Source organism: Granulicella sp. L60, assembly GCF_009765825.1.
Lineage (GTDB): Bacteria > Acidobacteriota > Terriglobia > Terriglobales > Acidobacteriaceae > Edaphobacter.
Genome location: NZ_LMUR01000022.1, coordinates 338,032 through 358,799, shown reverse-complemented (window position 1 = coordinate 358,799; position 20,768 = coordinate 338,032). Strand labels below are relative to the sequence as shown.

The following is a 20,768-nucleotide window of genomic DNA, read 5'->3' as shown; positions in this document are numbered from 1 at the left end:
CACCCGCCGCATGACAGCCATCTCCCCGGAGCCCACCCGTCTCCCCTACTGGATGCGCCGTCTCTGGCCTGCCTACTGCCTCCTCGCCGCACTCGCCACCTTCGGCTACGCCCTCTACGACCCCTACCAGATCGACGGCGACGCAGTCTCCTACATGGACATCGCCGACCTCATCCGCGCCCACAACTGGCACGCCGTCATCAGCGGCTATTGGAACCCCCTCTACCCCGCACTCCTCGCTCTCGGCCAAACCGTCTTCCACCCCACCCGCTTCACCGAGCTCCACGCCTACTACATGGTCAACTTCGGCATCTTTCTCCTCCAGATGCTCGCCATCGTAGTCTTCACCGATGCCCTCATCCAACTCCGCACCCTCCGCGAAACCTCCACGGCCAAACCAACCGCAGCGCCCTTCCTCCTCGACCGCTACACCATCCGCTACCTCGGCATCGCCCTTCTCGTCCTCTCCGCCCAGCGCGAACTAAGCATGGGCAAGGTCCGCCCCGACGCCCTCCTCCAGGCCTTCCTTCTCTTCGCCCTCGCCGCACTCCTCAAACACCTCGCCACCCACCACCTCCGCTACGCCGCGCTCCTGGGCCTCGCCCTCGGCCTCGCCTACCTCACCAAATCCTTCGCCTTCGCCTTCACCCTCCTCTGCATCCTCGCCCTCATCATCTTCCGCATCCTCTGGCAGCGCAGCTCTCCCACCCTAGCCATAGCCTCCGGCCTCCTCGCCCTCCTCTGCTTCGCCATCATCACCGGTCCCTACATCGCCGCACTCTCCCATCAGAAAGACCGCTTCGACATCGGCGACTCCGGCCCCCTCAACTACGCGTGGTTCGTCAGCGGCACCGAACAAATGCATCTCCAGCCCAACCAGCCCAGCCTCTACGGCACCGCCGAGGTCCACCTCAAACACCCTCAGCAGCAGCTCCTGGCCTCACCCCGCATCTACAGCTACCGCCAGCTCCCCTACGGCACCTACCCCAACTGGTTCGACCCCTCCTACTGGAACGACCAGGTCAAACCCCACATGAACCCCCGCCTCCAAATAGCGATCCTCAAAGACTGCACACTTCGCAACCTCCGCTTCCTCGCCAACCACCCCGAACCCTGGCTCCTGCTCTTCCTCCTCCTGCTTACAGGAGCACGCCTTCATCGCGAAGGCACCCCATCCACCAACGCCTTCTGGATCTGCCCCATCGCACTCGGCCTCGCCCTGATCTGCATCTACAGCACAGTCCACGTCGAAGATCGCTACGTCACCACCGGCTTCCTCTTCCTTCTGCTTCCTCTCTTCGCATCGCTTCGTCTCTCTCCATCCATCGAAGCCGCCATCCCCCGCACCGCCGCCACATCCGCCATCCTTCTCCTCGCTCTCCTCGCCGTCGGTGAATCCGCCCGCTCAGTCGGCGAGCTTCGCCGCGCCCTCATCAACGCCGGCTCTACCTCCGGCTGGTATCAGCTCGAGATCTTCCAGGCCGCCCACGCCCTCAACGCTCTCGGCGTCGGCCCCGGCGACACCATCGCCTGCGTCGGAGACCGCGCCTGCCTGCGCGATCAGTACTGGGCCCGTCTCGCCGGTGTCCGCATCCTCACCGAGATCGACGAACCCGCCGAACCCCTCAACGCCGCATTCGCCTCCATGCCAAACCGCGACCAGGCCCTCGCACTCCTCCGCCAGCAGGACGCCAAACTCCTCGTCGGTCACTTCAAAGGCAACTCCTCCGTCAGCCCCATCTGGCACCAGCTAGGAGACTCCCGCTTCTACTTCCTTCCCCTCAATCCCGCGTGGCCATAGCCTGACTACGGCCACGCTCCAGCCCAGCAAAGAACGAGCGCAGTACTCTCCTCGCCGGATCTTCCACCGCCTTGAACAAAAAGAATGAGACTCCAAGGAGCACAACCATCGTCAGCCCCATTCTGACGATCTCCGACCGCACATGCAGATGCCCCGCAACCGAACTTACCGAGCTCTTCACCGGCATCTGCATCAAATAAACCGAGTAGCTTATCCCTCCGCCAAGCAGCATCGTCTTCGTCGAAAGAAAGCGCGAGAGCAGAGTCCTCTCTGCTGCCAACCCGAAGATCAGCGCCGAAAACCCAATCACGACAAGCGACGTCCAGCGGCCCGGCGCACGGCACAACAAACCAACAGTGGCTAAGGCCGAAAGATAAGTCCAAACACCCGCGCCGCGCAGCACGGCACCTCCGCTCCCAGCCGAAGCGAATACAAAACGCTGCAGAAAATAGTTCCCCAGTCCAACTCCGGCGATGAACTCAAACAGGTGCAGCGGAGCAAGAGGAATCCAGCGATAGACCCCCTGCGCCTCAGATCCGAGAGTCCTCGAAGCCGAGTTCGTCGCAACACACAACAGCAGCATCACTCCAATAAAGAAGAGCATCATGCGAGGACTGCGCCGCTCCAGCCAGATCTGTATCCACGGAAAGCACAAATAAAATAGCGCCTCTGCCGACAACGTCCAGCAGACGATATTCCACGCCCCCGCCATCCCCAGGTTGAACGGGTTCCAGGCCTGCACCATCAGCAGCGTCGCCAACCCCACAGCCGGCTTCGGAAGAGTCATGCTCACAACCGAGGAGAGCAGCAGTGACACGGCATACACCGGCCAGATACGCGCAAATCGAGCCTCCCAGAAGCGTCGATAGTCCCCTCGCCCCTCAATCTGGCCGTTATACGTGTACGCCAGAATAAACCCCGACAGCAGGAAGAACAGCGGCACCGCAAGGTACCCGCTCCCGAAGAAATAACCCGCGGCCCGGTGGCCATGATCCGACAACACCGCCGCAATCCTGGTATGAAACACAACAACATAAAACGCCGCGAAGAAGCGGATTCCAGTCAGAGCCCCCAGAGGTCTTCGATGGGCCGTCAGTTCGCTGGCTGCAGCCCGCGGTAAAGCACCTTCCATTACGGAACTCCTTCAATCCCGGCCAGGGCTCTAAGCTGCAACCCGCTCGACCGTCCTTCTCTTTCTACAGCAAGCCAGGAGAAAAACGTCAGGATTCTTCACCACCTGATAGCCCCTCTGAGTCCGCACCAAACTCCGTGCCAAGTCCCCTCAGTCTCTTTGGTAGCATGCAGACAATGAGTGAGCTGACTGTAACCATCCTTATGCCCTGCCTCAACGAAGCAGAGACACTCGCCTTCTGCGTTCGGCAGGCCGTAGCCGCTCTCCGAGACAACAATGTCACCGGCGAAGTCCTCATCGCCGACAACGGCAGCACCGACGGCTCCCAGAAGATCGCCACCGACGAAGGAGCCCGCCTCGTCCCCGTCCCCACCCGCGGCTACGGAGCCGCACTCATGGCAGGCATCGAAGCCGCCCGCAGCAAGTACATCCTCATGGCCGACGCAGACGCCAGCTACGACTTCGGCCACCTCCCCCGCTTCCTCGTCAAACTCGAAGAGGGCAACGACCTCGTCATGGGCAACCGCTTCGGCGGCGAGATCAAACCCGGAGCCATGCCGCCACTCCACCGCTACCTCGGCAACCCCGTCCTCAGCTTCATCGGCCGCCTCTTCTTCAACATCCCCGCCCGCGACTTCCACTGCGGCATCCGCGCCTTCCGCCGAGAGTCCATGCTCGGCCTCAACCTCCGCACCACCGGCATGGAGTTCGCCAGCGAGATGGTCGTCAAATCCTCCCTCGCCGGCCTCCGCCTCGCCGAAGTCCCCACCACCCTCTCCCCCGACGGCCGCAGCCGCGCCCCGCACCTCCGCACCTGGCGCGACGGCTGGCGTCACCTCCGCTTCCTTCTCCTCTACAGTCCCCGCTGGCTCTTCCTCTATCCAGGAATCGCTGCCTTCGTCGTCGGTCTTCTGCTCTCGTGCTGGCTCATCCCCGCCCCCCGCACCATAGGCCGTTGGACCTTCGACGTCGACACCCTCACCTACGCCCTCGGTCTCGTCCTCATCGGAGCCCACATCTCCGTCTTCGCCGTCAGCGCCAGGGTCTTCGGCACACAGGAGGGCTTCCTTCCACCCAATCCGAAGTTCGAACGCATCTTCAAATACATCAACCTAGAGGTAGGACTGACCTTCGGCTGCCTGCTCCTACTCGCAGGCTTCAGCATCCTCGGCTACGCACTCCACATCTGGCACGCCGCCGGATTCGGCAATCTCTCGCCGCAGCGCATGCTCCGCCTCACGCTTCCGTCAGCCACCTGCTTCATGCTCGGAGTCGAAGCCATCTTCGGCAGCTTCTTCCTAAGCCTTCTAGGCCTGAACCGCCGCTAACCAATCAGCGCCAAAGCCGAGCAACGCGAGGCCCATCGCACATCACCCTGCCGAGACAAGGTACAAAAGTCACGAAGTGACCTCCCGCCGAGCAGGCGGCCCGTCCGGCAGGACAAAGTCTTTCCGCCTGCAGACAATCTTTCTAACTAAGCCTGAGCCGCCGGCACAAACCCATCGCATCCACTAATCGGCGACACCTTCAAATGCAGCGCCGCATGCTTCGGATGCCCGCACTCATCCAACACATCCGCATCTGCTTTCTTGCTCGACAGAATCGTCACCAACACCTTGCTCTTCGCATGGTGCTCGCCAAAGTGATTACAAAGACCGCACTGTCCGCTGTGAACTGCCTGCATAAAAACCTCCTGGTTTCTCTTCCTTTTCAGACTCGCGTTTCACTGCTTCCGTTGCATCCAAATCTCCACGAATCGCAATCACCCGATCACCAGAGCCGCTCCAAACGCCCTTGCCTTGGAACTGCCCCTCAATCTACGCCCCACCCAACTCCATGTAAATTGCGACCACAATCGTCGGAGAATCCCGGAGCATGCAGTACCTAACCTGCTGTGCTTCAAGAATCCAAGCCATAGCCTTAGTTCTCTCAACCTCACAAGTAACGAGGACAACGACAGATACGCCCCGCAGGAACCGCAGCTCCCGCCTTCACGTATATCTCTATGCAGCTCACGCAGCTGCCGCAACTCAGGAAGGACAGAACATGCGAGTAGCCGACCCCATCCACACCGCCGCCATGACCGACCAGCAACGCGCCTGGTTCCACGCCGAATATCAACGCGCCAGCAAAGATGAAGTCGTCGGCGTCCTCTTCGCGCTCCTGCTCGGCAGCTTCGGCATCCACCAGTTCTATCTCCGCCGCGACGGCCTCGGCATCCTCTATCTCGTCTTCTCCTGGACCGGCATCCCCGCCATCCTCGGCTTCATCGAGTGCTTCTTCATGCCAGCCCGCGTCCGCCAGTACAACGCCATCCAGGCAATCCACATCTCCAACCAGATCCTCGCCTCCTCCAGCCCCTACACTGCACCGGCAGTCGCCCCTCACTGTCCCGCCTGCGGCATCCCCACCGACCCCACCGCCGCCTTCTGCACCCACTGCGGAGCTGCCACCCACCCCACACCCCAACCCACATATTAGAGCCAATTCGCTACCGCTGAAGGGCAACTGATCCACTAATTAGAAATCAGAAGGCCGTCATTCTGAGCGAAGCGAAGAACCCCTGTATTGCGTCGTTGCCGTTGCATCTGCTTTTGCAGTTGCATCTGCAGTTGCAGTTGCAGTTGCAGTTGCAGTTGCAGTTGCAGTTGCAGTTGCTTTAAATCAGCTGCGAAATGCCTACTAACTCACTGCCAACTCACCACACTCTCCTTCAAGTGGTCGAACTCCACATACGATCCACCCTCCCCCGTCTGCACCTTCACCTCCGCACCACCCACCGTCACGCTCCGCACCTTCGCAAACCTCCACCGCACCACCACATGCGCCGCTGAATCCCCGCTGATCACAAGCCTGTTTCCCGTCCGCGTCACCACCCTCCCCTCAAAATCCCTCATCTTCGACTCAGCCGACTCGCCCCCGCCATACACCTCATACACCCGCCTGTCGTCCATCGACCGCACCTGCGTATTCCCACTCTCGCTCTGCGGCACCAGCGTCATCACGTCCTCAGGAATCTTCGCAATCACCGCCCCCGCCCGCACCCACAGCGGAAGCGAATCCACCGCAGCCTCCACCACTACCGTCTTTCCCCCGCTCACCTGCGCCCCCGTCCAGTAGTCCACCCACTCCCCCACCGGCAGATACACCGGCCGCGCCGTCCCTTCATCCAACACCGGAGCCACCAACAAATCCGGCCCCAGCATGTACTCATCCTTCGCCTCACGAGCGCGCCTGTCATCCTGATTCCCCAACACCAGCGACCTCATCAACGGCATCCCCGTCTTCGCCGCCTCCTGCGCCGCCGCATACCGGTAAGGAAACAAACTCATGTGCAACACCGCGAACTTCCTGTACGTCGCCAGCGCCTGCTCGCCGTAGTCCCAAGGCCCCCGGTTCGACTCCGACATCACCTCCATCACCGGAGACATCGCCGCATACTCCGTCCATCGCTGAAACAGCACCGGATCCGCCGCCCCCGAACCCTCATACCCACCCAAATCCGAAGTCCAAAGCGGCATCCCGCTCAACCCAGCGCCCAGCCCCGCCGTCACTACCGTAGGCAGGCCATTCTCTTTACTGAAGTTCGCCTCATTATCCCCGCCCCACAACATCCCAATCCCATTCGCCCCCGCATGCCCGTCAGTCGAAACGCTCCGCGCAAACAAAACCCCATTCCCCTTCAGGTCCTTCTGGATCAACTCCTCCATCGCATTGTTGTAGAGCACCGCATACCTGTTCCTCATCAGCCGCGAATCCGACCCATCCGCAAACTTCACCCGCCCCACATAACTTCCCTCGCCATCATCGTCTTTGAACCCGTCCGCCCCTGCATGAATCGCCTGCCTCACCTGGTCCTGCCACCACCGCTTCGCCGAAGGATTCGTAAAGTCGATCATCGACCCCATCCCCTTCCACCACCGCCCCACATACGGCGTTCCGTCCGCATTCTTCACGAAGTACCCATTCCCCGCCGCCTCCGCATAGTTCTCCGCCATCGGCGCAATCTTCCCCTCAAATCCCGCCTCATGCGGCGCATCCGACTGCGAGTTGATCCACGGCGTATGCCACAGCACCAATTTGTAACCGTGATCGTGAACATACTTCACCATGCCCGGCGCATCGTCAAACTGTTTCGGATTGAATTTGTAACTGTTATAGGTCGTAGCCCACGGAGAATCGATCAAGATCACGCTCGCCGGCAGCCCCAGCTCCCGCGTCTTGTCCACATCCTCCTTCACCTGTGCATCGTTCTGATGAAAGTCCCTCGCCTTCCAAGGCGCAAACGCCCAATACGGAGGCAGAATCGCCCGCCCCGCCAACCCCGTGAACCGCTCCAGAATCACCGGAAACTCCGGCCCCGCAAACAACACCAGCCGCAGCTTCTCCGCCGTCACATCTACGATCACATCCGTATCGCTCGACGCATTCATGTCGAACGTAGCCTCCGCCGTCGTATCCACCCACATCCCATACCCCGTCGTGCTCATAAAAAACGGCACCGGCTTATAGCTCGAACTCCCCTTCGGCCCACCCGTATCCTGCGACACGCTCTTCACCACCGTATGCGCATGGTTCAGCGCGTCAAACCGCTCCCCCAACCCGTAGTAGTTCCCACTGTCCCGCACCCGAAACCTCCACTCTCCCACCGAATAAGCAACGCTCGTCACCTCCACCACACCCGGCGAAAGCTCCTTGAAGTGCAGCTTGTTCGTCGGCACCACCTCACCCTCAAACTCAAACTCCCGCACCTCCAGCTCATGCCCACCCGGCAGCGCCATCGTCACCGTATACGCGTCCTTGCGCGCCATCCCCGCAACCTCAGCCTCCGCTGCACGCCCCACCGGAGCCGCCTGCGCCACCCCCACAACCTGAGCCCCCAGCCCACGACCACACACCACCGCCGCCGCAACCACCAACATCACTCGAACAATCCGCATCCCTCTACGATAAACACTCCCGACAAGCACTCGCCGCAAAACACCCGCTCATCAACCACGCAAAAAGGAAAAGGGCCCCAACCGGGGCCCTTCCTATCAACCTTCTGAACACACAACAGGCTCAACCGTCTCCGGTCTTATACGCCCGAGTCGTGCTTCACAGCGGCTTCATAACCAGACACAAAGCTCGAACGATATTCATCGCGAGCCGTGCCCTTCACCGGTGGGTGAACATACAGGTGAGACGACTTCGCGTCGATCTTCCGCTTCGCCGCCTTATCCAGCTGAGCCGCCTGCAGTCCATCGCGGTAGCCCTGCTGTGCCTGTTCCGTACCCGCCGGAGGTGTATTCCAATCCTGCACCTGCGAGGTTGTTGCCTGGTTATTCTGGGCATGCGCGAAAAGTGGCGCGCCGCTCATAAGTGCCACTGCAATCAGTGGTGTTGCAATCCGAATTAGTTTTTTCATCCTTGTTTCCTCTCGCCCTTCAGATCCAAAATGCACCTTGGGGCCAGACGGAAGTTACCACACCCCGATAATCATTGGCAAATCATCATGACAGTCCGATGAACCCCAATAAACTCGCGGCTTTTATTCAAACAACATACACCCTTTGCCCGCCAGCCTACATATTCGTATGGCCGCCGCGCATATCCTCGTTGAACGTCGGCTTAATGAACGCCAGCGCCGCCGCAACCTCAGCAGCATACTGCGCGCGATGCCCCATCAGAGCCTCCGTAGGCCTCGCATACTCCGTATCCATCGCAAGCGTCACCAGACCCTCACCCGCCAGCACCGCCGTCGTCTTCTTCAACTCTTCCACCGTCGTGTTCAGATACTGCGCATCCCGCGGATCCAGCGTCCACACCGGCTCCCCGCCGCCCAGCACACCCGACAGCCAGAACACCTTCGCCGCCAGATACTCCTGCCGCTGCGCCTCGGTCGTATCGTTGAAATTAAACTTCTTCTGCCACGAGCTGTAGTACCGCGTCGTCACCGGCACCGGCTGACGGTTCCCGCTCTTCACCAGCTCCAGCTGTCCCTGGTCCATCGTCTTCCGCACCGCGTTATAGATAAACGTCTCCGCAAACGGCTGCTCCGGAGCCTTCACAATCTCCGCAAACGTCACCGTCATCGCCGCCGCAACCTTCGCATGCAGCACGCTCTCGGTCCCATCCTCCAACCTCACCTCGCCGTGCACCAGGAACGTATCCGCTCCCGACGTCGATCCATGGAACGGCCACGCAAACTTATCGAACCGCAGCGGCAGCCCATGCAGCGTCACGTAGCAGTCCTGCTGCGGATTCTTCAACCGCTTCGCTGCCTCCTTCAGATACACCGCCACATCCGCCAGCAGGTCCGCCCGGCTGAAGTCGAACTTGTCGCTCAGCTCCAGCACCTGTGTCTTCGCGGTATTCTCCGCCAGCGCCAACTGAAACCGTGTCGTCGGGTTCCCTGAAAAATCCTGTCCTACCGCGCTCGAAGCGACGACCAGCCCAGCCGCCTTCGCTGCTGCCTCTACCTGCCCAGCCAGAACTGCCTGCGCGTCCATTCCAATACCCATCTCTCGAATCGTCCTTTAGGTTTACGTTATCCCCTCTATTTTACCTTTTAAATGCGTATGTCCTGCCGGACGGGCCGCCTGCTCGGCGGGAGGTCACTTCGTGACGTGTATACCTGCCAAGCCCGCGCAGGCAGTAAATCTCCTCCCGTTGGAGTATACAAGTCACGAAGTGACCTCCCCACGAGCAGTGGGCCCGTCCGGCAGGACAGAATCTTTCCAATCCCTAAGGCTTCTTCTCAGCAGCAGCCAGCGCCCGCCGAAACTCTTTCACCGCAGGCATCGCCGGCGGACGCAGCCCATCCCGCTCGACATAGCTCCACCCCACCTCACCCGTCGCATCATGCGGACGCTCCGGATCGCCCTTGTACACCAGAAACAAATCATTCGTCCCCGCAGCCGTATCAGGATGCCCCAGCGTCTGCGTACCAGCATCGTGAGTCCCCGCACCCCACCCATCCGGCTGCCGACCGTTCTGCGCCCCAATCCCCGCCCCCGGACTCATCGGACTCACCACATGCGTCCGATCATCCTGCCGAGGATCGCTAAGACCATTGGTCGTACTATCCAACGCCTGCCCGTTCCCCTTGCGAACCACGATCACCAGATCAGGCACATGCCCATTCATCACCGGCTCAAACCGCCCCCAGCTCTGCAGCGCCGCCTCCACATCCCTCCGCGCCGCCAGATTCGCCTGCGTGTCCTCCACCGACGTCCCCGCCTCCGGACTCATGATCACCGCCACCGTCTTCGCATGAAGAATATAGTCCGGCAGCTCCTTCTTGTTCTTCGCCAACGCCAAGCCCGAAACCATCAGCCCCAAGCCAATAACCGAAATGAAGAACCGAAAGCCAGCCGCAGAAAGAATCAAACCACCACGCCTACGCATACTCAGCCTCCTCCTCCATCGGCACAGATTCTACGCCCGCCCACACAGAAAAACACCCACCCCAACTAACCCCATCCTCATGCATCATGGAGACACACCATGAACCTCGCCACCCTCCTCACCGAAGCCCGCAACCCCGCCACCGAGCACATCGACCAGCTCCCCACCCTCGACATGCTCCGCCTCCTCAACGACGAGGACGCCAAAGTCGCCTCCGCCGTCGCCGCCGTCCTCCCCGAAATAGCCCACGCCATCGACGAGATCGCAGCCCGCATCCACGACGGCGGCCGCCTCTTCTACATCGGAGCAGGCACCAGCGGCCGTCTCGGCGTTCTCGACGCCAGCGAGTGCCCCCCCACCTTCTCCGTCCCTCCAACCCTCATCCAGGGCCTCATCGCTGGCGGCGACTCCGCCCTCCGCAAGTCCAGCGAACAATCCGAAGACTCCCCCGAACAAGGCGCCGCCGACCTCGCCGCCGCAGGCTTCACCGGCCAGGACACCCTCGTCGGCATCGCCGCCAGCGGCCGCACCCCCTACGTCCTCGGAGCACTCCAGCACGCCAACCCCCTCGGCGCCCTCACCATCTCCCTTACCTGCGTCCCCAACTCACCCATGGCCGCCCTCGCCGACATCGCCATCGCCCCCCTCACCGGCCCCGAAGCCCTCACCGGCAGCACCCGCCTCAAAGCCGGCACCGCCACCAAGCTCGTCCTCAACATGCTCTCCACCGGCGTCATGATCAAGACCGGAGCCGTCTACGGCAACCTCATGGTCAACATGCAGACCACCAACGCCAAACTCGTCGACCGCGCCCAGCGCATCATCATCGCCGCCACCGGCCTCGAAGGCCCCGAAGCCCAGCCCGCCGCCGCCGCCCTCCTCACCGAAGCCGGCTCCATCAAAACCGCCATCGTCATGCAAAAACTCTCCCTCGACCGCCCCACCGCCGAAGCCAAACTCGCCGCCCACCACGGCAACCTCACCGCCCTCCTGCACCCGAAGCCCTAGGCAGTATCGACATCTAGCCTAAGCGTAAGTGATAGATGGATAGATAGTGTCTTGACCTGAGCGTAAGTGATAGATGGATTGATAGAAAGCGTCATCCTGAGCGGAGCCTCTCGCAGTTTCATCGCGAGAGGCGCAGTCGAAGGACCTGCCACACCCTCAATGTGCCAATACTCTCTCCTCATCTCGCACCACATCCGAACAGTTTCCGCATCGTTCTATAGGTCGATATCACCTAGTCCGCCCTCTCGTCTAAGAAGCTATCCAAAACCACCACGAAGAACCTGCGTCGTTGCCTGTTTTGCTCCGTTGCCTGTTTACGTCGTCATCCTGAACGCAGTGAAGGACCCCTGTATTTGTCCCTGCAGTTGCTTTTGTCCATTCTTCAGGTCAGCCCCGTACACATCCATGCCAAACCTTCAGTTCCTGGACAAATCCAAACAGCCGCAGCAGTAAACTAACTCCATGACGACCGGCCGCATCATGGCGTTGGACGTAGGAAAGATCCGCGTCGGTGTCGCCCTCTCAGACCCCCTGGGATACACCGCCCAACCCCTCCTCACCCTCTGGCGCAAGACCCGCGGCGAAGACATGCGCAGCCTCCTCCGTCTCATCCGCAAGCACGAAGTCGTCAAAATCATCGTCGGCAATCCCCTCCACATGTCCGGCGACATCAGCCCCTGGGCCGCCAAGGTCCACGAGTTCGCCGACGAGCTAGAAAAGCGCTCCGGCCTGCCCCTCCAACTTTGGGACGAGCGCCTCAGCTCCGTCGCCGCCCACGAGATCCTCAACGAAGCCGGACACGACCGCCGCGACCGCAAGTACGTCATCGACCAGGTCGCCGCCGTCGTCATCCTGCGCGGCTGGATGGAAGCCGCAGAACAAGCCGCCGCCAAAGCCTCCCTGCAACAAACCGACCCGAGCAACGAAGACCCCACCGAAGAAAAATGAAGTGAAGTAACGCCTTGCACAGCAAGAGCCGCATCTGCTATCCCTGTTCCGCATATGGCCGAACTCATCGACGCCGTCATCCGCCAGATCGAGCAGATCCATTCAACCTGGATCGCCTACGAACTCGCCGGAGACAATCGCATCGCAATGGCACTGTGCGCCGACGACATCGAACTGTGGCCCCCTGACGCCCAGCCCGTGCTTGGACGCGCCGCCGTCGCAGCAGAGATGGCGCAGTGCACCGCGAAGATCCACTCCATCGACATAACCGACCGCCGTATCCGAGGCTCAGACAAGATCGCCTATCTAACCGCCAGCTACAAAACCACCTTCACCAACGCCGAAGACCCCACTCCCCAACAAATCCTCGGCAGCCACCTCTGGATACTGCGAAGCCATACCGGCACCTGGAAAATTCATCTCATCAGCTGGTCGTCCTGGCCGTCCAGCAACCCCAAAACATAACCCGTGTTCACACCTCATCCACTCCAACCCGCTATCATCAACCGCAATGCCAGCCTTCACCCGAACGCTCCTCACCACCGCGAGCATCCTCCTCACCACGACCCTCACCGCCCAGCAGGCTCCTATGCCAAATCCCTTCCTCACCCTCATGATCGCCGCCGCCGCCCACGCCAAATCCCACGGCGCACCCACCCCCACGCTCTCCCCCCTCGACGTCACCCTCCTCGGCCCCAACCCCTCCGTCGACGTAGTCCAGCTCCACGCCGACGGCTTCAAAGTCATTCCTTGGACCACCAACGACCCCGCAAAGATGCGCGCCCTCATCGCCCTCCACGTCGACGGCATCATCTCCGACTACCCCGACATCCTTCAGCAAGTCCTCGCCGAAGAAAAAGCCGCCCACCCCGAAGACGCCGCCTACCTCCGCACCTTCGACGTCGCCGCCCATCGCGGAGGCCGCGGTCTCCGCCCCGAAAACACCCTCCCCTCCTTCGAGTCCGGCCTCGACCACCTCGCCACCACTCTCGAGACCGACACCGGCGTCACCACCGACCACGTCTCCCTCATCTGGCACGACCAGTTCCTCAACCCCGAGTCCTGCCGCCGCGCCGACGGCCAGCCCTACACCCACGAACACCGCATCTACACCCGCGACCTCTCCCTCGCCGAAGCCCAGCGCACCTTCATCTGCGACAAGCTCCATCAAGGCCCCACCTACAGCGCCCACTTCGACCAGCAGCAAAACGACCTCGCCCTCTCCCCCGTCGCCGTCGCCTTCGCCAAGCACGAGCACCTCATCAGCCCATACGTCCCCACCTACGTCGAGCAACTCTTCCGCTTCACCCGCTTCTACGCCGACTTCTACACCGCCGGCCCAGGCAAATCCCACCCCGACGCCGCCGCCCGCGCCGCCAACGCCCGCACCGTCCGCTTCAACCTCGAAACCAAGATCTTGCCCCTACCCGAAGATCCCGCAAATCCAACCGCCCCACCACCGCCAATCCCCGACCACACCGAACCCACCACCAACCACACCGTCGACCCGCAAACCTTCGTCACCGCCCTCTGCGGCGCCATCACCCGCAGCCACATGGAGTCCCGTGCCGAAGTCCAAAGCTTCGACTTCCGCACCCTCATCCTCGTCGAAGAGCAGTTCCCCAAAATCCCCACCTTCTACCTCACCGAATCCCCCGACACCCTCTCCACCAACCTCGTCCCCCCATCCCTCCGCCAACCCAATCCATAGAAACCTGCTTCGGAAGCCACAAAAAAATAGCCTCCCCAACATCTAAACTCCAGCGCGGACGCGGTATCCTCTCCCTACCATGCCCAGCCATCGTGCAGCCTCCCTCCTGCTTGCGCTCTCTCCCTGCCTGATCGCACAAACCCCCGCGTCCCCCGCCCCATTGGACGGCATATGGCTCGGCACCCTCCACACCGGCGGCCCCTCCCTCCGCATCCAGATTCATCTCCATCAGGACGCCGCCGGCAAGTGGACCTGCTCCCTCGACTCCCTCGACCAGAACGGCGTCGGCATCCCCTGCACCCTCAGCTCCGCCACCAACCCCATCGCCATCGACATCCCCGCCGTCCACGCCAAATGGTCCGGCAGCCTCACCGCCAACACCCTCGACGGCACCTTCACCCAGGGCGCCGATATGCCCCTCACCCTCGAGCGCCAATCCACCATGACCAAACCCACGCCGCCCGCCACGCCCGACGCAGCCCTTCCCCCCGCCGACGCCACCACCATCCGCGCCATCCTCGACAAAGACCTCGCCGCCGCTCTCTCCTCCGGCGCACTCGCCCCCTCCACCAACGCCGGCGTTACCATCGGCGTCCTCGCCCACGGCAAGCGCACCATCTTCACCTACGGCACCGCCAAACCCGACTCCGTCTTCGAGATCGGCTCCATCTCCAAGACCTTCACCGGCCTCCTCCTCGCCCAAATGGTCGAACAGAAATCCGTCCAGCTCAACGAACCCGTCCGCGATCTCCTTCCCCCCGGCACCGTAGCCAAGCCCGCCTCCGGCTCCGAGATCACCCTCCTCGACCTCAGCGACCAGCACTCCGGCCTCCCCCGCATGCCCGACAACTTCGCCCCCGCCGACACCACCAACCCCTACGCCGACTACGACTCCAAACTCCTCTACGCCGACATCGCCCACCACGGCGTCTCCATCGCCCCCGGCGCACCCTTCGGCTACAGCAACCTCGGCGTCGGCCTCCTCGGATCCGCACTCGCCAACCGCGCCAACCTCCCCTACAACGATCTTCTCCACCAGCAGATCACCGGCCCGCTCAACATGACCGACACCTCCGTCGTCCTCTCCCCCTCCATGCGCTCCCGCCTCATCCAGGGCCACGACGCCGCCCACAACTCAGCCCGCCCCTGGGACCTCGACGCCCTCGCCGGCGCAGGCGGCATCCGCTCCACCGCCGCCGACATGCTCACCTACCTCGAAGCCCAGCTCCACCCCAACCAGCTCCCCGCCACCGCCGCATCCACCCCCCAGGGCAAGACCCTCCCCGCCGCCATCCTCGCCTCGCACACCATCCACGCCGACGTCCCGCCGGGCATGCACATCGCCCTCAACTGGTTCCGCGCCGACGCCACCGGCAACTTCTGGCACAACGGCGCCACCGGGGGCTACAGCTCCTTTGCCCTCTTCAACCCCGACAAGGACTTCGCCTTCATCGTCCTCTTCAATACCACCATCAGCGACAAGAGCTTTGCCGACCGCCTGGGCCAGCACATCGCCCAGCGCCTCGCAGGCGACCCAGCAGTCTCCCTAGCAAACTAAGAACCCGACCAGCGGGAGGACCCACGCATCTCACATCCCCCCGACCGGTACAAAAGTCACGAAGTGACCTCCCGCCGAGCAGGCGGCCCGTCCGGCAGGACAAAGCCTTTTAGCCTCTAAACAGCATCCGACCGCTGCAGCAACCCAAAGATCTTCGCCAGATAAAACCCACACGTAACCCCCGTCACCGCCATCATCACCGGCAGAAACGCCCGCTCCGCCCCCAGCTCGATCCCCATCCCGCTCCGCACAATCGCCACGCAAAGATAAGCGAACACCAGTACCATCTCCGCCTTCACCCACCCCACCATCGACAGCACACTCGTCCAGATCACCCGTCTCCGCTCCGGTCCCAGCGCACGCAGCGAGATCATCACCGGAGGCAGAAAGTTGATCGCCGTCAGCAGTCCGTACAGCAGAGCCGCCACCCCCACCAGCACCCACAGCGACGACCTGCCCCCAAACCCATTCGCCTCCCCCGCCGCATTGAAGTGCGTCGCCAGCCTCTCCGGCAGACGCGTATAGAACTCCGCCACCAGTGCGACTGTAAACACCAGCCCAACCAGCGCAATCGCCTCACGAACTGTCTTCATGCGCTCCTCCGAAAAATAAACTTCAAAAATCTGGCGTACGTTTCGGGCTCGTACGACCGTCCTCCCGCACCACACATCTCACCATCCAACAACCACATCCACCATGCAACTCACCACATCCTGCACACCGAAAAACCCAAAAACCCTATAAAAAACGCCACTCCACCACGCAGAAAAAATTCCGCTAAAACAGACTCAACTTCCGCGGCATCTCGATCCCAAGATGCTCATACGCCAGCCGCGTCGCCACCCTCCCCCTGGGAGTCCGATCCAAAAATCCGATCTGAATCAAAAATGGCTCATACACCTCCTCCAGCGCGTCCTGCTCCTCCGCCAGCGCCGCCGCCAGCGTATTCAAACCCACCGGCCCACCATCGTACTTCTCGATAATCGTCCGCAGCAGCCGCCTATCCAACTCATCGAACCCATGCGCATCCACCTCCAGCAGCGTTAGCGCCGCCTGCGCCGTAGGCCGATCAATCACGCCCTGCGCCCGCACCTGCGCATAGTCCCGCACCCGCCGCAGCAGCCTGTTCGCAATCCTCGGCGTCCCCCGCGACCGCATCGCAATCTCCGCCGCGCCGTCCCGATCGATCGGTACCCCCATCACCTCGGCGCTGCGCTCCACCACAAACCGCAGCTCATCGTCCGTATAAAACTCCAGCCGCAGCAAGATCCCAAATCGCGACCGCAGCGGCGAGCTCAACATCCCCGGCCGCGTAGTCGCCGCCACAAACGTGAACGGCCGAATCTCCATCACATGCGTCCGCGCCGCAGGCCCCTGCCCAATGATGATGTCCAGCTTATAGTCCTCAAGCGCCGTGTAGAGCTTCTCCTCCAGCACCGGTTGCAGCCGATGAATCTCATCCAGAAACAGCACCTGCTTCTCCCGCAGATTCGTCAGAATCGCCGTCAGATCCCCCTGAATCTGCAACGCAGGCCCCGACGTCTGTTGATACCCCACTCCCAACTCATTCGCAATAATCGTCGCCAGCGTCGTCTTTCCCAGCCCCGGCGGCCCAAACAGCAGCACATGGTCCAGCGCCTCGCCACGCGACTTCGCCGCCTCCAGCGCAATCGCCAGCTGCTCCTTGGCCTTCTCCTGCCCGATAAACTCCGCCAGCCTTACCGGTCGCAGCTTCAGCTCAAACGCCGCATCATCGTCCACCTTGCCGGCAGACACCAGCCGCTCTGCCTCAGCCGAGGCACTGCGGTTCAGGTCAATCTTCGCTTTGTTCTTGAAAGAGTCCACTCAGGGCGATACTAAGGCGAAGCCAATCTCGAAGCAACCCCGCCCCCCTGCCTACTCCCGTATCGACAGCAGCACCACCCCATGCGGAACCAGGTCGACCGTAAACGCATTCATCACCCCCAGCTCCTTCCTCTGCCACACGTCCCGCACGTTGTACTGCGCCCTGCCCACAAATCCAAACTCCGAGAACGATTTGTTGATGTGCGCCGGCGCATCTCCCGTATTAAATATCGCCACATAATGCGCACCATCCGTCGTCGACTCCGACGTCCACACCGCCACATCCCCATCCGACTCCAGCGGGTGCGCCCCCGCCGAGTGCTGATCCACCGCAATCACCCCCGGATTCGTCAGCAGCACCTTCATCTCATCGTCCATCTGCGTCAGGTTTCCCCCGATAAACAGCGGCGAACGCGCCATCGCCCAAAGCGTAATCATCGTCCTCTGTTCGTCCGTCGTCAGCCGCGAAGCCCTCGCCTTCCCCCAGCCCGGATTAGGCCGCAGCTGCCCTATCGGCAACATATCCGCATCCGGCCATGTCCCCGCCTTCGCGTACTTCGCCCACCCCACCAGCAAACCGAACTGCCCCAACACACCCTGCGGAAAGTCCTTCTCGCTATCGCTCTTCCACAGATCCCACACATCCTCCGAGATACGCCACATCTGCGCGTTCTTCGATACCTCCTCCGCATGAATCAGCGACGTCGGACCCGGCGACAGGCTCAGCACCATCTCCCTCCCCGACCTTCCAATCGCCTTGTGAATCATCCGTATCTCGTCTCCCCGGTACGGATGCGACGAAATGCAGTCCACCTTGATGTAGTCCACTCCCCACGACGCATACTGCTTCATCAGCGCGTCATACCACGCCTGCCCCGCCGCATTGTCGTTCACGCCAAAGTTGTCCGGATTCCACGGACACACATCCTTCGTATTCGCCGCCAGCGACGCGCGAAACCTCGTCGTCCCGATCCGCGTATCCGCCATCGCCGTCTTCTTCGGGATCCCGCGAATGATATGGATGCCGAACTTCAACCCATCCGTATGCGCCGCGTCGCTCAGCGTCTTAAAACCCGCTTCACCCTTCGCCGAAGGAAACCGGTTCACCGCCGGCTCATACTGCCCCTTCGCATTAAACGTATAGCGCAAATTCGCCGGCACATCCGCCGTCTCAGGATTCTCCAGATACCATCCCTCATCCACCACCACATACTGCCACCCAAACTCCTTCAACTGCGCCGCCAGCACCTCCATGTTCGCGCGAAACTGCCCCTCGTTCACCGTCAGCCCATACGAATCCCAGCTGTTCCATCCCATCGGAGGCGTAGGCGCAAGTCCCCTGTCCTCTCCGGCCACCGGTAAAACCATCATCGACAACGACAACGCCGCCGCACAAAGGCGCTTGATTCCCATGCGAATAACCATACCAAAATTATCCTGCAGGACGGGCCCACTGCACGTGGGGTGACCACTTCGTGGTGTGTATACCGGTCAGGGCAGCGCAATTGCCAAAGTCCTCCCGTTGGTCCGGAAAAATAATTCCGACCAACGGGAGGACCAAAGCAGCATATCCTGCAAAGACAAGTTAAAAAGGCGTGCGAACGCCCTCCCGCCGAGAAGGCGGCCCGTCCGGCAGGACAGAGTCTTTCAGAATCCTCAGGAGAACGCAGTGATCAAGACCCTCACCACCCTGGCCCTCACCCTCTCCACCGCCCTCCTTGCCCAATCCATCCCGCCCGCCATCCAGGCTGCCGAGCAGTCCATCAACCCCGAAAACATCCGCGCCCACGTCAAGTTCCTCTCCGACGATCTCCTCGAAGGCCGCGGCCCCGGCCTACGCGGCAGCGAGCTCGCCGCCAAGTACATCGCCACCCAGTTCGCCCTCGACGGCCTCCAGCCCGGCGGCGACAACGGCACCTACCTCCAGCAGATCAACTTCGTCGGCATGAAGATCGTCCCCGCAAAAACCACCTTCTCCCTCGTCCCCAAAAAACCCACCACCGGCATCTCCATCGACCTCTACTCCTACGACCTCACCTACGCCGACGACTACACCGTCTCCAACCCCTCCCTCACCCCCACCGTCGACATCGACGCCCCCATCGTCTTCGTCGGCTACGGCGTCACCGCACCCGAGTTCCACTGGAACGACTACGCCAACATCGACGTCAAAGGCAAGATCATCCTCTGCATCGTCGGCGACCCACCCTCCACCGACCCCAGCTTCTTCGGCGGCGACGCCCTCACCTACTACGGCCGCTGGATCTACAAGTTCGAACAGGCCGCCCGCATGGGAGCCGTCGGCGCCCTCATCATTCACCGCACCGACCTCGCCAGCTACGGCTGGGACGTCGTCAAAAACTCCAACACCAGCGAAAAAACCTACCTCCGCGACAACAAAAATCCCCAACTCGAAGCCGCCAGCTGGATCCAGCTCGACGTCGCCAAAAAACTCTTCACCGCCGCCCACCTCGACGCCGACACCGAGATCACCGCCGCAGGCAAACCCGGCTTCAAACCCATCGAACTCCCCGTCCGCCTCCACGCCCACATCGAGAGCACCGTCCGCCCCTTCCAGTCCCCCAACGTCATCGGCATCCTACCCGGCGCAGCCGCCCCAAACAAAGACCAGGCCGTCCTCTACACCGCCCACTTCGACCACCTCGGCTTCGTCCCCAACATGCCCGGCGACAACATCTACAACGGCGCCGCCGACAACGCCACCGGCGTCGGCATGATCCTCGAACTCGCACGCGCCTGGGCCCAGTCCGGCATCAAGCCGCCCCACACCCTCATCTTCGCCTCCGTCACCGCCGAAGAACAAGGCCTCCTCGGCAGCGAATACCTCGGCCAGCACCCACCCATCCCCGCCGGTCAGATCGCCCTCGACATCAACTACGACATGATCCTCCCCATCGGCATCCCGCTCGAAGCCAACGTCAACGGAGCCCAGCGCACCACCTTCTACCCCACCGTCGAAGCCACCGCCAAACGCTTCCACCTCGCCCTCGTCCCCGACCCGCGCCCCTCCGCCGGCAGCTACTACCGCTCCGACCACTTCTCGCTCTCCCGCGTCGGCATCCCCGCCTTCTCCATCGAGACCGGCGACCTCTACGAAGGCCACGACGCAGCCTGGGGACGCCAGCAGCACGCCGACTTCACCGCCCACGACTACCACAACTTCTCCGACAACTACCACGCCGACTGGGACTTCTCCGGCAACGCCAAACTCGACCGCTTCGGCATGGAGCTAGGCTGGCAAGCCCTCACCGCACCCACCATCATCCAGTGGAATCCCAACGACGAGTTCGAACCCGCCCGCAAAGCCAGCCTCGCCATCAAATAGCCAAAGCCTACGAATCGTGGACACGGCACA

The 20,768-nt window shown here is 61.9% G+C and carries 18 protein-coding genes; 9 read left to right on the top strand and 9 right to left on the bottom strand.

Annotation, left to right across the window (positions count from 1 at the left end):
• Nucleotides 1-10 precede the first annotated feature (10 nt).
• Nucleotides 11-1,801, top strand: coding sequence for a hypothetical protein (locus GSQ82_RS22530; RefSeq protein WP_158794524.1), 1,791 nt, complete (start codon nucleotides 11-13; stop codon nucleotides 1,799-1,801).
• Here the strand turns inward: GSQ82_RS22530 and GSQ82_RS22525 are convergent.
• On the bottom strand, nucleotides 1,782-2,933 hold the full coding sequence (locus tag GSQ82_RS22525) for an acyltransferase (RefSeq protein ID WP_158794523.1): 1,152 nt from the start codon (nucleotides 2,931-2,933) through the stop codon (nucleotides 1,782-1,784). The two genes, GSQ82_RS22530 and GSQ82_RS22525, sit on opposite strands and share 20 nt — an antisense overlap.
• Before the next feature lie 176 nt (nucleotides 2,934-3,109).
• Here GSQ82_RS22525 and GSQ82_RS22520 point away from each other — a divergent pair, with 176 nt between their 5' ends.
• Nucleotides 3,110-4,261 carry a glycosyltransferase family 2 protein gene (locus tag GSQ82_RS22520; protein ID WP_216847159.1) on the top strand — a complete coding sequence of 384 codons (1,152 nt, stop codon included), beginning with the start codon at nucleotides 3,110-3,112 and terminating at the stop codon, nucleotides 4,259-4,261.
• A gap of 146 nt (nucleotides 4,262-4,407) precedes the next feature.
• Here the strand turns inward: GSQ82_RS22520 and GSQ82_RS22515 are convergent, their stop codons facing one another.
• The gene (locus GSQ82_RS22515) at nucleotides 4,408-4,617 is read right to left on the bottom strand and encodes a hypothetical protein (RefSeq protein ID WP_158794521.1); all 210 of its coding nucleotides are present in this window, start codon (nucleotides 4,615-4,617) and stop codon (nucleotides 4,408-4,410) included.
• Nucleotides 4,618-4,979: 362 nt separating this feature from the next.
• On the opposite strand from GSQ82_RS22515, the gene GSQ82_RS22510 reads away from it, so the two are divergent.
• Entirely contained in the window at nucleotides 4,980-5,414 is a 435-nt protein-coding gene (locus tag GSQ82_RS22510; protein ID WP_216847158.1) for an NINE protein, read from the top strand.
• A gap of 206 nt (nucleotides 5,415-5,620) precedes the next feature.
• Here the strand turns inward: GSQ82_RS22510 and GSQ82_RS22505 are convergent, their stop codons facing one another.
• The 4 genes from GSQ82_RS22505 to GSQ82_RS22490 form a co-directional block, all read right to left on the bottom strand.
• Nucleotides 5,621-7,873 carry a TIM-barrel domain-containing protein gene (locus GSQ82_RS22505; RefSeq protein WP_305794693.1) on the bottom strand — a complete coding sequence of 751 codons (2,253 nt, stop codon included), beginning with the start codon at nucleotides 7,871-7,873 and terminating at the stop codon, nucleotides 5,621-5,623.
• Nucleotides 7,874-8,010: 137 nt separating this feature from the next.
• Nucleotides 8,011-8,340, bottom strand: a complete 330-nt coding sequence (locus GSQ82_RS22500; RefSeq protein WP_158794520.1) for a hypothetical protein — start codon at nucleotides 8,338-8,340, stop codon at nucleotides 8,011-8,013.
• 157 nt (nucleotides 8,341-8,497) lie between these two features.
• A complete protein-coding gene (locus GSQ82_RS22495) occupies nucleotides 8,498-9,436 on the bottom strand; it encodes a hypothetical protein (RefSeq protein WP_254061856.1) in 939 nt (312 codons plus the stop codon).
• A 223-nt stretch (nucleotides 9,437-9,659) separates the two neighbouring features.
• Complete coding sequence (locus tag GSQ82_RS22490) at nucleotides 9,660-10,322, bottom strand: hypothetical protein (protein ID WP_158794519.1); 663 nt, start codon at nucleotides 10,320-10,322, stop codon at nucleotides 9,660-9,662.
• A 99-nt stretch (nucleotides 10,323-10,421) separates the two neighbouring features.
• On the opposite strand from GSQ82_RS22490, the gene murQ reads away from it, so the two are divergent.
• The 5 genes from murQ (at nucleotide 10,422) to GSQ82_RS22465 (ending at nucleotide 15,547) form a co-directional block, all read left to right on the top strand.
• The gene (gene murQ / locus GSQ82_RS22485) at nucleotides 10,422-11,330 is read left to right on the top strand and encodes an N-acetylmuramic acid 6-phosphate etherase (protein ID WP_158794518.1); all 909 of its coding nucleotides are present in this window, start codon (nucleotides 10,422-10,424) and stop codon (nucleotides 11,328-11,330) included.
• A 462-nt stretch (nucleotides 11,331-11,792) separates the two neighbouring features.
• Entirely contained in the window at nucleotides 11,793-12,278 is a 486-nt protein-coding gene (ruvX, locus tag GSQ82_RS22480; protein ID WP_158794517.1) for a Holliday junction resolvase RuvX, read from the top strand.
• Nucleotides 12,279-12,332: 54 nt separating this feature from the next.
• A complete protein-coding gene (locus GSQ82_RS22475; RefSeq protein ID WP_158794516.1) occupies nucleotides 12,333-12,743 on the top strand; it encodes a DUF4440 domain-containing protein in 411 nt (136 codons plus the stop codon).
• A gap of 46 nt (nucleotides 12,744-12,789) precedes the next feature.
• A complete protein-coding gene (locus tag GSQ82_RS22470) occupies nucleotides 12,790-13,989 on the top strand; it encodes a glycerophosphodiester phosphodiesterase family protein (protein ID WP_158794515.1) in 1,200 nt (399 codons plus the stop codon).
• 79 nt (nucleotides 13,990-14,068) lie between these two features.
• Nucleotides 14,069-15,547, top strand: coding sequence for a serine hydrolase (locus GSQ82_RS22465; protein WP_158794514.1), 1,479 nt, complete (start codon nucleotides 14,069-14,071; stop codon nucleotides 15,545-15,547).
• Nucleotides 15,548-15,663: 116 nt separating this feature from the next.
• Here the strand turns inward: GSQ82_RS22465 and GSQ82_RS22460 are convergent, their stop codons facing one another.
• The 3 genes from GSQ82_RS22460 to GSQ82_RS22450 form a co-directional block, all read right to left on the bottom strand.
• The gene (locus GSQ82_RS22460; protein ID WP_158794513.1) at nucleotides 15,664-16,140 is read right to left on the bottom strand and encodes a DUF1648 domain-containing protein; all 477 of its coding nucleotides are present in this window, start codon (nucleotides 16,138-16,140) and stop codon (nucleotides 15,664-15,666) included.
• A 184-nt stretch (nucleotides 16,141-16,324) separates the two neighbouring features.
• A complete protein-coding gene (gene ruvB, locus GSQ82_RS22455; protein WP_158794512.1) occupies nucleotides 16,325-17,392 on the bottom strand; it encodes a Holliday junction branch migration DNA helicase RuvB in 1,068 nt (355 codons plus the stop codon).
• Nucleotides 17,393-17,443: 51 nt separating this feature from the next.
• The gene (locus GSQ82_RS22450; protein WP_158794511.1) at nucleotides 17,444-18,817 is read right to left on the bottom strand and encodes a glycoside hydrolase family 27 protein; all 1,374 of its coding nucleotides are present in this window, start codon (nucleotides 18,815-18,817) and stop codon (nucleotides 17,444-17,446) included.
• 244 nt (nucleotides 18,818-19,061) lie between these two features.
• Between GSQ82_RS22450 and GSQ82_RS22445 the strand changes: the two genes are divergently transcribed.
• The gene (locus GSQ82_RS22445) at nucleotides 19,062-20,738 is read left to right on the top strand and encodes a M28 family peptidase (protein ID WP_158794510.1); all 1,677 of its coding nucleotides are present in this window, start codon (nucleotides 19,062-19,064) and stop codon (nucleotides 20,736-20,738) included.
• Nucleotides 20,739-20,768: the final 30 nt, after the last annotated feature.

Bases quoted from the DNA above. Each gene is read 5' to 3' on its own strand.
- GSQ82_RS22490 (WP_158794519.1), bottom strand. From the start codon at position 10,322: ATGCGTAGGCGTGGTGGTTTGATTCTTTCTGCGGCTGGCTTTCGGTTC.
- murQ (WP_158794518.1), top strand. From the start codon at position 10,422: ATGAACCTCGCCACCCTCCTCACCGAAGCCCGCAACCCCGCCACCGAG.
- GSQ82_RS22450 (WP_158794511.1), bottom strand. From the start codon at position 18,817: ATGGTTATTCGCATGGGAATCAAGCGCCTTTGTGCGGCGGCGTTGTCG.
- GSQ82_RS22505 (WP_305794693.1), bottom strand. From the start codon at position 7,873: ATGCGGATTGTTCGAGTGATGTTGGTGGTTGCGGCGGCGGTGGTGTGT.
- GSQ82_RS22520 (WP_216847159.1), top strand. From the start codon at position 3,110: ATGAGTGAGCTGACTGTAACCATCCTTATGCCCTGCCTCAACGAAGCA.
- GSQ82_RS22530 (WP_158794524.1), top strand. From the start codon at position 11: ATGACAGCCATCTCCCCGGAGCCCACCCGTCTCCCCTACTGGATGCGC.
- GSQ82_RS22465 (WP_158794514.1), top strand. From the start codon at position 14,069: ATGCCCAGCCATCGTGCAGCCTCCCTCCTGCTTGCGCTCTCTCCCTGC.
- GSQ82_RS22515 (WP_158794521.1), bottom strand. From the start codon at position 4,617: ATGCAGGCAGTTCACAGCGGACAGTGCGGTCTTTGTAATCACTTTGGC.
- GSQ82_RS22475 (WP_158794516.1), top strand. From the start codon at position 12,333: ATGGCCGAACTCATCGACGCCGTCATCCGCCAGATCGAGCAGATCCAT.
- GSQ82_RS22470 (WP_158794515.1), top strand. From the start codon at position 12,790: ATGCCAGCCTTCACCCGAACGCTCCTCACCACCGCGAGCATCCTCCTC.
- ruvX (WP_158794517.1), top strand. From the start codon at position 11,793: ATGACGACCGGCCGCATCATGGCGTTGGACGTAGGAAAGATCCGCGTC.
- GSQ82_RS22460 (WP_158794513.1), bottom strand. From the start codon at position 16,140: ATGAAGACAGTTCGTGAGGCGATTGCGCTGGTTGGGCTGGTGTTTACA.
- GSQ82_RS22525 (WP_158794523.1), bottom strand. From the start codon at position 2,933: ATGGAAGGTGCTTTACCGCGGGCTGCAGCCAGCGAACTGACGGCCCAT.
- GSQ82_RS22500 (WP_158794520.1), bottom strand. From the start codon at position 8,340: ATGAAAAAACTAATTCGGATTGCAACACCACTGATTGCAGTGGCACTT.
- GSQ82_RS22510 (WP_216847158.1), top strand. From the start codon at position 4,980: ATGCGAGTAGCCGACCCCATCCACACCGCCGCCATGACCGACCAGCAA.
- GSQ82_RS22495 (WP_254061856.1), bottom strand. From the start codon at position 9,436: ATGGGTATTGGAATGGACGCGCAGGCAGTTCTGGCTGGGCAGGTAGAG.